Source organism: Planococcus sp. ISL-109 (assembly GCF_018613655.1).
GTDB lineage: Bacteria > Bacillota > Bacilli > Bacillales_A > Planococcaceae > Planococcus.
On record NZ_JAGGPW010000015.1, the window covers coordinates 125,413 to 137,969 of the forward strand.

Annotated in this window: 9 protein-coding genes; 4 read left to right on the forward strand and 5 right to left on the reverse strand. The window is 48.0% G+C overall.

The features are described 5' to 3' along the window. Both J7E21_RS11990 and J7E21_RS11995 read right to left on the reverse strand, forming a co-directional pair. Nucleotides 1-3,768 carry an AAA domain-containing protein gene (locus J7E21_RS11990; protein ID WP_215107996.1) on the reverse strand — a complete coding sequence of 1,256 codons (3,768 nt, stop codon included), beginning with the start codon at nt 3,766-3,768 and terminating at the stop codon, nt 1-3. Between the two features lie 143 nt (nt 3,769-3,911). Continuing rightward, a complete protein-coding gene (locus tag J7E21_RS11995) occupies nt 3,912-4,208 on the reverse strand; it encodes an SDR family NAD(P)-dependent oxidoreductase (RefSeq protein WP_215107998.1) in 297 nt (98 codons plus the stop codon). A gap of 189 nt (nt 4,209-4,397) precedes the next feature. Here J7E21_RS11995 and J7E21_RS12000 point away from each other — a divergent pair, with 189 nt between their 5' ends. Continuing rightward, the gene (locus J7E21_RS12000) at nt 4,398-5,297 is read left to right on the forward strand and encodes a sulfurtransferase (RefSeq protein ID WP_215108000.1); all 900 of its coding nucleotides are present in this window, start codon (nt 4,398-4,400) and stop codon (nt 5,295-5,297) included. A gap of 94 nt (nt 5,298-5,391) precedes the next feature. On the opposite strand, the gene J7E21_RS12005 is transcribed toward J7E21_RS12000, so the two are convergent. The 3 genes from J7E21_RS12005 to J7E21_RS12015 form a co-directional block, all read right to left on the reverse strand. Continuing rightward, nucleotides 5,392-6,618, reverse strand: coding sequence for an AI-2E family transporter (locus J7E21_RS12005; protein ID WP_215108002.1), 1,227 nt, complete (start codon nt 6,616-6,618; stop codon nt 5,392-5,394). Nucleotides 6,619-6,829: 211 nt separating this feature from the next. After that, on the reverse strand, nt 6,830-6,997 hold the full coding sequence (locus tag J7E21_RS12010) for a hypothetical protein (RefSeq protein ID WP_215108004.1): 168 nt from the start codon (nt 6,995-6,997) through the stop codon (nt 6,830-6,832). 556 nt (nt 6,998-7,553) lie between these two features. Next, nucleotides 7,554-9,104 carry a BCCT family transporter gene (locus J7E21_RS12015; protein WP_215108006.1) on the reverse strand — a complete coding sequence of 517 codons (1,551 nt, stop codon included), beginning with the start codon at nt 9,102-9,104 and terminating at the stop codon, nt 7,554-7,556. 197 nt (nt 9,105-9,301) lie between these two features. On the opposite strand from J7E21_RS12015, the gene J7E21_RS12020 reads away from it, so the two are divergent. The 3 genes from J7E21_RS12020 (at nt 9,302) to J7E21_RS12030 (ending at nt 12,378) form a co-directional block, all read left to right on the forward strand. Continuing rightward, nucleotides 9,302-10,015 carry a VOC family protein gene (locus J7E21_RS12020; RefSeq protein WP_215108007.1) on the forward strand — a complete coding sequence of 238 codons (714 nt, stop codon included), beginning with the start codon at nt 9,302-9,304 and terminating at the stop codon, nt 10,013-10,015. Between the two features lie 73 nt (nt 10,016-10,088). After that, nucleotides 10,089-11,360 carry a GTPase HflX gene (gene hflX, locus J7E21_RS12025; RefSeq protein WP_215108009.1) on the forward strand — a complete coding sequence of 424 codons (1,272 nt, stop codon included), beginning with the start codon at nt 10,089-10,091 and terminating at the stop codon, nt 11,358-11,360. Nucleotides 11,361-11,514: 154 nt separating this feature from the next. Continuing rightward, nucleotides 11,515-12,378 (forward strand): DUF6612 family protein, encoded by an 864-nt coding sequence (locus tag J7E21_RS12030; protein ID WP_215108011.1) that lies wholly within the window; start codon nt 11,515-11,517, stop codon nt 12,376-12,378. The last annotated feature ends 179 nt before the right edge of the window (nt 12,379-12,557 follow it).

Sequence of the window (12,557 nt, forward strand, 5' to 3'; positions counted from 1 at the left end):
TCACCCCCTCTGCAGCACTTTCACGCCGTTTTTCTGTTCGGCGACGTCCAGTACGTGCTGATACATCCGTTTCGTTTCGTCTTTTTTCGCCCGCTTCGTGAACATGTCCGAACTGCCGATCATCACCAATAATTGCTTGGCGCGGGACAAGGCGACATTCAACCGGCGGTAATCTTTCGCGAAGCCGATATCGCCGCGTTCGTTCTTGTTGTTGCGCACCATGCTCAGCAGGATGATCTCCATTTCGCTTCCTTGGAAGCGGTCGACTGTGCCGGTACGGATCAATAAATGCGGCAAGCGCAGTTCCTGGTCGATCATGCGCTGCAGCCGTTTAACTTGTTCACCGTAGAACGAAATGACACCGACCGTTTTCAGCTCATCCGCATCGATGCGTCCGGCAGCTTTCGCTTCGCCGACTGCATCGTTAAGCTCCACTAAAAGACGGCTGATCTCTGTAAGTTCCGCTGCGTTGTACAAACTTTTCCCGCCGCTCATGCGTTCCTCAAAATACGCCGGTTCATTCGGCAAATCAAGCCACATGAGGTGATTGCTGCGTTTGACGGAAGTCGACTCCAAGAAATGGTCGCGCTCTTTGTCTGAATCCAAAAGCCCGCATTGCAATTGCACATTCTCGTGTTTATAGAACGGCGAAATCGTCTCCATGATGTCTTCATGCATCCGGTACTGGATTGCGAGCATCGTCTTGTTCGTCTCCGGCAAGTTTTTATACAAGCGTTCAAACAAAGACTCTTCGAGAAGCTTCTCCAGTTCGCGTTTTTCCTCGAAGCCGCTATTCTCTTTGATCATCTCTTCTAAAGTTTCTTCCAAAGTGTCATTCCCGAGCAGCGGCGGCAATTGGTGATGATCCCCGACCAAAATGACTTTCTTGCCCTTGAGCATCGGCAAGAGCAATTCCGGCGGTGTCGCTTTCGACACTTCGTCGATGATGACGACGTCAAACACCGGATAATTGTCTTGAAAATCCTTGCGCGCTGATGCGACGCAGGTCGTCCCGATGACGTTGGCGTGCTTGATATACAATTTGCGGATTTCGTCCAAATCGTGGTCGTTCGCCGATTCCAATAACTCCAGCCATTTTTTCTGCACCGACTGCAACAGCGGAAAGTTCTTCTGCTCCTGCTTTAGTGATTCCTTGTCGAACGACAAGCTCGCAAGTTTTTTCGCCGTTTCTGCGTATTCGGTTTCCGGATTCGAAGAAAGGATTTCCTTCAACGACTCTAGCTCTAGTTCTTTGCCTGATAGACGTTCTTGCACTTGCGCCATCTCCGAGTCGGTTTCGGCGATTCTTGCTTCGATGATGTTGAGTGCGTTCATTTCCTCGGTACGCTTTGCCTGTTGCTGTTCCAAACGCTGCGCAGCTTGGTCAAAAGCAACTTTGTCTTGTCCGAGTTCACTCTGCTCGGCTCTCCACGCGACAATGGCTTGTTCGATATCTGCCGGAATGTCGATCGCAACGGACAATTGCTTCGCTTGCTGATTGAACCGGTTCAGGTCCTGGCGTTTTCGTTCCAGCTGCTCAAGCCCTTTCTCATCCAAGGCGAGGTAATGCTGGTGCTGCTTTTCGAGTTCTCCGCTCAGCGCTTTTTTCAATTGCCCGAATGCCCGCTTCGACTCTTCAATATAAACTTCGGAAGACTTGAGCATCGCGCCTCTTCGCCACACATCGTTCTGCCGCTTGTACAGGCCGGTGAGCGCTTTGGCGAGAACGGACGAATCGATCTGCTGTGAACTTTTCAATAAAGCGCGCAGCTTCTCGAGAAACTGGTCGATATCAGCTGAAGTGAAAGATTCCCCTTGTGACAAGGCGCGTTCTTTCACTTCTTCCAATTTAATACCGGAGGGCGCCAGCAGTTTTTCCACATAGCCAATCGCCGCCGTAACGCTTTTGTTGTAGTCCTCGAGCTTTTTTCGCTCCGTCATTTTGTCGCGGATCATGTCCAGCTTACTGATGGAAAAAGTGATGGCGGGCACTTCTTGGATGTTTTGTTCCGTCATCACTTGCATCAAGCTATCGACTTTTTTCATGCTGTCGACGGTGTCAAGCATCGCTTTTTTGCCGGTCGCTAAGGCCATTACTCCATCGCGCTTTTCTTCAATCAACTCCATGTCGCGACGCAAAGACGCCATTTGTTCTTCCAGTTGCTTCAACTGGCGTGCGCGTTCGAGCTGCTGGATGGTTTCTGCAATCCGCTTTTGCTGCGATTCGAACCAGTCGACGTCCTTGCCGCTGTCGAGCAACGCTAGCATCTTGTCGATCGATGCTTGGAGCGTTTCGATCTTCTCGGCTGTATCTTGTTTGCCGCGTGTTGCCTGCTCTTTTTCAAGTTCGGCTGTGCGCATTTGATTGCGTTGTTGTTCTATTGAAGACTGGAGTTCACCATGCTTTTGCTGCGCCGCCTTTTTGTCTTCCACAGTTTTCTTCAAATTCTCAAAGACCGGCTGCAATTCCGCATATGCCTGTTCTGTTGCTTCCAGTTCCTTATCCACTTGAGCTTCACGGATTTTGCGCTTTTCATACTGCGCCGCAATTTCTTTTAAGGTATTGTCTTTCCAATACTGGCCGACATTTTCTTCGATGAATTTCTTGCCGTCTTCTTCGATGCTCTCGGTCCGGCCGACACGAAGTATACGGATGTCTTTATGCGCAAGCAAACGCCCGAGCGCATTGTCGACCGCCAAATTCGACTGCGAAGCAACCAGCGTGCGCAATCCTTTTTTCGCGTTTTGCAGGCAAATCTCCGAAATGACCGTCGTCTTGCCCGTACCCGGCGGCCCTTGAATGACGTACAAGTCTTCCGCCGACATCGCACCGGTGACCGCTTGTTGCTGGAACTCATTCAGCCGGTTATGAAACGACAATTTCTCCAGCTCTTTGAGCGGCGCAACATTCGGCTGTTCTTCAAACAATAGACGATCGAGCTGCGGATTGACCGCTAAGCCCTTCTCGAGATTGGTAAAGCCTTGGCGCAAGCGTCGAATCTGGCTCAGTGCTGCGAAATTGCTGAAGACGACTTCTTTTTTCGAAAGCGCGTGCCCTTTTTCGCGCAGCTGCTTGATAATGTAATTATTGAGCTCGATTTCAACAGTCCGGTTCTTCGTCTTCATGACAGTCCCAACGTCTCCATCGATTCCAGTGAGCCGGACGCTCAAATTCCTCAAGCTTTTCCAGTCGTTATCGTTCATGCGGCAGCCGGTCAATGTGATGCGGCTGAAATCATGGCTGAACGCGAGGTTCGAGTAGCCCGTCTTGATATCCGGAATATCCATGCCTTGTTCTTGGATCTTCAGATAACCTTCCCAGCTCGAGATGCGCTTTTTCACGTAATCCGAGCGCTCTTTTGCCGGCGTCATCCGGTTGATCATATTGATGAACGCAACTGGCACCGGGTCGCGCGAGTTATTGAACACGATTGACTCTTCGCGCTGCCAGTTCGTCCCGAGCGCCTGATACGCTTTTCTGAGCGTCACATTGGTCACCAATAATTGATGGTTCGCGAACACGCAGTGAAGGACAATCAATTGGCCATGTGCCTTATCCGTCAGTTTCGCCGTCTCCTCAAGGCCGAAAAACAGCGCAACCGAAAGAGAACCATCCGCACTTTGCGGATAGCGTTCAATGAACACCTGAAACGGTTTGTCTGCCATAAAAAATGAGCGTTCGCTAATGCCGAACCCTCTCATTTTTTCTGACGCGGTTTTAGTTAAGCGTAAAGACGTTTTATATAGTTTTGTCTGTGCTGCAATCATGTAATCACCTGTTCTGTAGAACTGAAAAGAATCTCAATCCACTCATTCCGTGAAAGAAGTTTGTATCTCATCATATCATCTATGACCGGAAATTAGCTTGCGAACTTGTGAATTTTTAAGAGAGCAACTTTTCAAATATTGTTCTATATGAATCGAGTTGTTCTCTTCAACCCATACAGAAAAACACCTCCCGCTGATACAAGGCAAGGAATACCACGAATCATTAGGAGGTGTTTCTCAATTTTTCTATTGCGCGCTATAGCCGACGTCTTGACGAATAAAATCTCGCCGTCATTCTTCAAATCTTCAGCCGCCTGCTTGCCGCCTTCTTCATTAAAGTCAGCAATGACCACTTTTGCGCCTTTAGCTACGTACGCTTTCGCTGCAGCGAGCCCGATACCGGAAGCCCCGCCTTTCAATACTTCCCCTGCTAAATCCATCCATATCTCCTCCAATTATATCTGGTGTACAACTGTCACTTCATCAGAATTATCTATTAATTAAAAACATTATAGTAACTTCATTAATTCTCTAATTCTTTCATCAACACATAAACATACTTATTTTTTGACGATGGTCTCCTCTAAGCGTAAAGTTACATTAACTGATGAAAAAGGAGGAATTGTTCAATGAATGATATTCCATTAATCGTCACCACCGACTGGCTAGCCGAGCATTTGGATGACCCTAATTTGCGTGTCGTCGATGCGACCGTATTCATGAAATTCCCTGAAGGCGGCGGACCGCCGAATGTAGAATCCGGCAAAACATCCTATGAACAAGGCCATATCCCTGGAGCCGTGTACGCCGACCTGCTCGGGGAATTATCGGATACCGAGTCCGAACTGCCTTTCACTGTCCCGCCGCGGGAACTGTTTATCGAAAAAATGACTGAACTCGGAATCGGCGACGACACGTACACCGTCATTTACGACCAGAATGCAATGGTCGGCGATTCGGTCGCAGCTTCCTACTGGGCATCCCGCCTCGCCTGGCAAATGCGCTATGAAGGATTCGACAAAATCGCCATTCTAGAAGGCGGCTTACAGAAATGGCTGGCGGAAGACCGTGAATTATCAACAGAGAAAGTACATCACTCGAAAGCAAGCTTTACCGGGCTGCGCCGTCCTGACATGTTGGCGACCAAAGAAGATGTCAGAAAAGCGATTGAGGACGAACAAACTATTCTCATCAACAGCTTGTCGCCGGAAGAATTCCACGGAAATGAATCAGACGATCCGCGTGTCGGCCATATCCCAAGCAGCAAAAACGTCTTTTTCGCCTTACATGCGGATGAACAAACAAAAGAACTTTATGCTGATGATAAACTGCGCGCTTCGTTCGAACAGACCGGCGCACTCGATCCCGGCAAGAAAGTCATCACCTATTGCGGGGGCGGCATTGCTGCAACATGGAACGCGCTGCTCCTGAATAAACTCGGACAGCCGAATGTCGCCGTTTACGACGGATCGATGAACGAATGGGCAAGCGACCCATCCTGCCCGATTGTGAAAAGTGAAAATCGTTAATATACAATAAAAAACTCCCGGACAGACTCTTTTGTCCGGGAGTTTTTCCGTTTAATGGATTAAGAGAAATTCTATACAAAATGTGATGTTTATGTCATTTTTTCTTGCGTTTCAGTAGTTTTTTCTTTTTCTTGTCGGAAACAAGCGGCTTTGGCGCCGGGTTGTAGTCATCCGCATACATGCCGGTATAGGCCTGATACCAAGCGAAAAAGTGCACGAGAACCACTTTAATGACCGCATAGGCCGGAATTCCAAGAATGACACCCGGCAAGCCGAATAGGCTCCCTGCCGTCAGCAGCACCGCAATGATGGTGACAGGATGGATATTCAAACTGCTTCCAAGTACGAGCGGTTGAACGACGCGCCCTTCGAGTGTCTGTTCGACACCAAAGACAATCAGCACCTTGAGCAGCATGAACGGTGAATGCAGCACAATCGCGATGACGACGATTGGGATGATTGCGATAAAGGTGCCTAAAAAAGGAATCAAGTTCAAAGCCCCCGCCAAAATCCCCAACGTCAGTGCATACTCAAGCCCAATGATGCTTAAACCGATCCAAAACATCAGCCCGACAAAAAAAGCGACGAGCAGCTGGCCGCGGATATACTGGCTGATCTGCCTGTTCATTTCTCGCATCAGGTGATACGACTGCTCCCGCATATTCGACGGCACAAATTTCATAATGTGGTAAGGCAGATTATGGCCGTCCTTCAGCAAATAGAACAGGATGAAAGGTGTCGTAATCAATGCCAGCACAGACGTCGACACCATACCAAACACATTTCCGATGCCGGTGACAGTCGGACCGAAAAATCCTCCCACCTGCTCAGTGATGGTCGAGGAGATGCTGCCTTCCCCACCGGTCAACTGCTCCTGCAATCCTGATAAAAATTCACTTTCAAAAAAAGTATCAATTTTCGAGATGAAACTGGCCAAGTAAACCTGCCAATTGTTCAGCAAGCTCACTGTCTGCTCGCGGATAATTGGTATTATGGCCGTGATACCCCAAGCGAGCAGCCCGACAATCACCACAAAGACGATTGTAATGCCGCCTAACCTGTTAATTTTTTTCGTTTCCATCCAGTCAATGAGCGGGATCAGCAAATAATACAAGACACCGGCCATGACGAGCGGCAAGCCCATGACGCTGAAAAAAGCGCGCAGCGGCTCGAAAATGAAACTGATTCTTGGAAGTAATAGCAAATTCACTTGAATCAACAGGATAATGACCAGGACGGAGACCGCCTTGTTATTCAGCACCCATTTCACAAACCACGAAGCGGCAAGACTAAACGCATTTTTGTTCTTCTCCTGATCCATCAAAATCCACCCTCTCCAAAAGCACAACTCGTTTTGTCACCTTGAATGCAAAGAGCATTTTACAGTAATTACCGATTTGTTATATATTCTTAAAATACCCGCAATGTGTCATTTTCACACCGCTTTCATAACCTGAAGAAAGCTTTCCGGTTTGGAGAGTTCTTTCCCCGTATCCCCCCGAGTGTATTAAAATCTCCATTGCGGTTCGTAATCAACTTTTCTGCTTCCGGGAATAAGCCAGGATTCTCTTTCCTGCGAGCCAATTCACCAGAATCAATAGAATAATGATCAGTGCGAATACCGCTTTGTTATTCTGCACCCATGTTGGAAACCAGGAAGCTACAAGGCCAAATCCAGTTTTGTCTTTTTCTTGATCCATCAAAATCCACCCCTCTCCAACACACGATTGATTTCGGCATATTTAAAGCTCTATATGTTGAACTGAAGAAATATCAGTGAATTACCACTACTACTTGAACACTAACAATTTGCGAACAAACAAACAGATATGGAGCAAAACTACGGAGAAAACCGTGCTGCGCACTGCGTCGCAAAGGATTGCCCTCGCAAGGTCGGGCAACACCCTTACCGCGGGAAAGCGAGTCAGCCGAGACCCCTGCAGGGAATGAATGAGCGAAGCTTAGTTGAGCAAAGCTTTTCTCGGAGTGGTTTTGCGGAATATCTACAGTGGAAATTTATTAGTTCAACTTATATCTCTTTTTATTGATATACGAAAAAAATTCTCATTTAATTCCATTTTAGCTAATGCTGCCAAAAAGTGAAGTTCATTAGTGTGATTCTCTGGCTTTTCAATAAGCTATAAATCGGTTTGATGAAGGCTGAAGTTTAAAGACAACAAGTCATTCGGGTAAATGAAAAAAGGCTGCCCCAAAAGTCATGAGTCATGAGCTTTTGGGGCAGCCGGTTTTGCAAGTTTATTTATTTTGTTGTTTTTTCGCTTCCCGTTCTAAGCGTTTAAAGCGGCGCAATTCCGATTTGCGGATTGGCGGCGATTCGCCTCGAATCAGCTTCGTAAACGACCAAACCATTAATAACAGCAAGACGGTAAATGGCAGGGCCGATATGAGCGAGGCAGTCTGCAAGGCACTGAGGCCGCCTGCGTAGAGAAGAACTGCTGCAATAGCTGACATCAGGACACCCCAAATAATTTTGAACAAAGTCGGGGGATTCAAGCTGCCGAAGCTCGTCATCGTTGCTAAAATATAAGTAGCGGAGTCAGCTGATGTCACTAGGAATGTGAAAATCAGCAAGATCGCCAGGATGGACATAATCGAAGCGAGCGGCAATACGTCAAATGTTTGGAATAAAGCCGAAGTCAAATCATTATTGACCGCTTCTGCAATGCCCGATTGGCGGTTCAAATCGTACCAAAGTGCAGTTCCGCCGAAGACGGCAATCCACATACAAGCGATTGCCGGCGGAATAATCAAGACTCCGAAAACGAATTCCCGGATTGTGCGCCCACGGGAAACCCGTGCAACGAACGCGCCGACAAACGGCGACCAGGCAATAGCCCAAGCCCAGTAGAAAATTGTCCATCCACGGACCCAATCGCCGTCTGTATAAGGCTGCATGCGCAGGCTGTACTGAACGAAATTGGTGATGTAATCACCAAGTGCGAGCGTGAACGTCTCCATGATAAAGACGGTAGGGCCAGCAAAAAACACGAAGATCATCAAGACAAGCGCTAATCCTAAGTTCAAATTACTCAAATACGCGATTCCTTTATGAAGTCCTGTAGAAGAAGACAAGGTATAGGCAGCGAACATGACGACGATAATCGCCAATTGGATCGGGAAGGCGTTATCGATGCCGAACACAGCGTTCAACCCACCGTTCATCTGTAAGACGCCGAGTCCGAGGGAAGTTGCAATCCCCATGACCGTTGCAATGACCGCTAAAGAATCAATCGTATGCTTGACGATCGGCTTTGAACCTAGAACCGGTTCGAGCGCAGTCGAGACAAGCCCTGGCTTTTTGCGTCTGAACTGCAGGAAACCGATGACCAAACCGACGATCGCAAAGACCGACCATTGGCTGACGCCCCAGTGGAAGAATGCATAGCCCATCGCAACGCGTGCCGCTTCCGCTGTCTGTCCTTCAGTTTCGAATGGCGTCGTGAAGAAATGGCTCATCGGCTCCGCGACACCCCAGAAGACGAGGCCGGCACCGAAACCGGCTGAGAACAGCATGCCGATCCAAGTGAAGAACGGGAACTCCGGCCGATCGGAATCTGCCCCGAGCCGTATGCTTCCGTATTTACTAATCGCTATAACAACTAGGAAAATAACAATGATGAAGACTGCCAGTAAGTAGAACCAACCAAAGTTAAGTGTAGTGAAGTTAAATAAGGTACCGGCAACTTCGCCGAAGCGAACTGGCATAAATGCCCCAGCAAGGACCAACAGCAGTATAACAGTTGTCGATACGATGAATACGGGGTTTTTCAGTAATTTGCTATCCATGATGCCCTCCTTTAGATAATGAATTTTACTTTTCCTATACACTAGACTATCGAAAGCGAGACCTAAAAACCACCTATTTCCCAGAAAAACATAATGAATAAGGAAAAAGTGACCATTTGCATAGCAATTAATACAAAGCAGGAATTATTATTGCTTAAGCAGAAAGCTCACAAGGGAACAAAAAAGGAGTGTTTTAGATGAAGTTGGATCATCTCGTCCACTTTACCCGGACGAGTCCTGCAACAACTAGTCGGTACTGGAACGATGCCGGATTCCATGCCATTATCGGGGGAAGCCATAAAAACTGGGGAACGCAAAATGCTCTGATGTACGGCCCAGATTATTATATCGAATGGCTGACGGTCGAGGATGAAGGCGTTGCAGCGCGCTCAAACCATCCGCTTATAGAACATTTGCGCTATGACCAGCAGGGGTTCGGCACGATCTGCCTGCGTTCTGAAAATCTGGAATTGCTGGCGAAACAGCTCGAGTCGCGAGGATTTCAGACAATTGGCCCGACAGATGCTGAGCGGCGGACCGAAACAGGCGAGCTGATCCGTTGGAAAATGCTTTTTATCGACCAGACGATATCAGTGGCTTTGCCGCTGCCGTTTTTTATCGAATGGGAAGAAGCGGATGAGGCCCGCCTTGCCGGATTGAAAAGTAAAGGAGCCATACAGGAGCTGAATGAGCAATTGCAATTGGACGCACTCGTATTTTCGGTGAACAACTTGGAGCAGAGCGAAGACCAGTGGAAGAAACTGCTCGGCGGTTCGCTCGCTCTCGATAATTGCCGTCTCGTTTTTCAGGAAGGCACGGGAAAAGAGCGGCTGTCGAAAGTCCGTTTTGCGTCTGCTGAGCAGGAGCTCGTTTTTGAACAGGGTGTCTATCAGATGCCGCGTTTTCAATAGGTTTAGATGTGGTATTGTGATAGGATAAAGGGACCAGGTGGAACAGCAGTTCTGCCGAAGGAGGCAACAGCATATGGAACCATTGAATGAAAAAGCGATTATCGTGGGTGTCCAATTACAAAAGGATACTCATTTTGAATACAGCATGGAAGAGCTAAGGAATTTGGCGGGAGCACTTGGAGTTGAAGTGGTCGGCGAGCTGAACCAGAATCTTGACCGCGTCAACCCATCTCATTACATCGGCAGCGGGAAAGTCGATGAGTTAAAAGCGCTTTACGAAGAAATGGACGCCAATTTGATCATCTTTAATGATGAATTATCGCCTTCACAGATCCGTAATCTTGAAGAAGATTTGGAATGCAAAGTGATTGACCGGACGATGCTCATTTTGGATATCTTCTCAAGGCGCGCCCACACGCGGGAAGCTCAAGTGCAAGTGGAATTGGCGCAATTGCAATATATGCTCCCGCGCCTTGTGGGCTTGCGCGCATCACTTGGACGCCAAGGCGGAGGAAGCAGCGGCGGGCTCGCTAACCGCGGTGCCGGCGAAACAAAGCTCGAACTCGATCGCCGGAAAATCGAAGACCAAATCACCAAACTCAGACGCGAACTGGAGCAGATAAAAGATCAGCGCATCACACAGCGTAAGCAGCGCCTGAAAAAAGGGCTGGCGAATGTATCGCTCGTCGGTTATACCAATGCCGGCAAGTCGACGATCATGAACGGCTTGTTGACCAAAACCGGGCAAGATGATGACAAGCAAGTGTTTGAAAAAGACATGCTGTTTGCGACACTCGATACGTCCATCCGCCAAATCCGGCTGGAAGATAATAAAACCTTCCTGCTGTCCGATACGGTCGGATTTGTCAGCCGATTGCCGCATCATCTGGTCAAAGCGTTCCGCTCGACACTCGAAGAAGCGCGCAACGCCGACTTGCTGCTTCACGTCGTCGATGTATCGAACGATGAGCACAATTATATGATGCAAGTGACCGATGCCACGCTGCAGGAAGTGGGCGTCGAAAACGTACCGACATTGTATGTCTATAATAAATCGGATCTTGCCGGAGTGGCTTATCCGAGAGTGAGCAAAGACGGTGTTTGGATTTCGGCGAAAGAAGGCGCAGGGCTGGATGAGCTACTAGAAAGCATACGCGACCGGCTTTTTTCAAATCATGTTACGTGCCGGATGGAAATTCCGTTCGGTCGCGGCGACGTGGTCGCGTATTTAAATGACCATGCCACCATTAAAGAAACGGAGTACGGCGAAGGCGGCACATTAATGACTGTTGAACTGAGTCGTGCTGATTACGACCGCTACGAACAATTCGTCGTCGGCAAATAATGAAAAGCTGGAGAGCTATTCTCCAGCTTTTTATTTTATTAGTACGAAGAATGGGTATTGTTCGATAATTAAACGCTGGCAATCTGGGTAAACTGTGAGTAAGGTGCGTATACTGTATAATGAATCCCAAGTCGCGAAAAGGAGAGTGAACGCCATGACGAAATGGATAGCAGTCATAGGTTCTGTAGTTGTCGCGATCGGCCTCAGTGCTTGCAGCGAAACACAGGCACCTACGACGGAAGAAGGCAGCGAAAACCCTCCGGAAAAAACGCAAAATGCTTCTGAAGTTTACGGCGAAGCGGTGAGTGCCGCGCAGCAAATAGAAAGTGTGCGCGCACAATCAATAACCGAACAAAACATGAAAATGCTGCCGGACGGTATGGAGATCGACATGACCATTGATTCCAACATGGAGATGACATACGCGCCGCTGGCATTTCACCAAACAGGGGAAACGAGCATCATTTCGGATGATATTGAAAATTCCAATCCGATGCTTTCGGAAATGTATTTGACGGAAGAGGGCTTATTCATGCATGAGACTTCTGTAGATATGTGGCTGAAGATGCCGGAAGAAGTGCATGAAGACATGGCGGCGCTCGCCGGCCAGAAATCAGCTGACCCTGCCCGCCAGTTGGAAGAGCTTGAAGGCTTCGAAGAAGAATTCGTGCTGGAAGAAACTGAAGATGCCTATGTGTTGACGCTAGATGCTTCGGGAGAACAGTTCCAAAGTTTGATGGATGAACATTTGCAGAAAACTTTGGGCCAGATGGAAATCGAAGCGCCGCTGTCTTCTGAAGATTTGGAAGTACATTCGGTGAATTATGTGATTACGCTGGATAAAGATAGTTATTTAGCGGACCGGATTGAAGTCGATTTGGCGTTGGATGTGGATGTGCGCGGCGATATGATGGCGATCAAATCGCAGATGCAAGTGGATTATAGCGATTACGATGCCATCGAGCCGATTGAAATTCCACCTGAAGTATTCGAACAAGCGCAGGAAATCGAGTTTTAATAGTCATGAAAAAAGCAGAGGGATTCTTCCCTCTGCTTTTTTGTGTTTGGGATATATGAGATGTATTTTTAGGTTTCTAAAGATTCAATGAAATATTATATCTCAAAGTAGAGGAGTTTAGATTGCGCTCCGGGCGGACGCTTGCCGAGGGGCGGGAATCGACATATCTGTCAACTTAA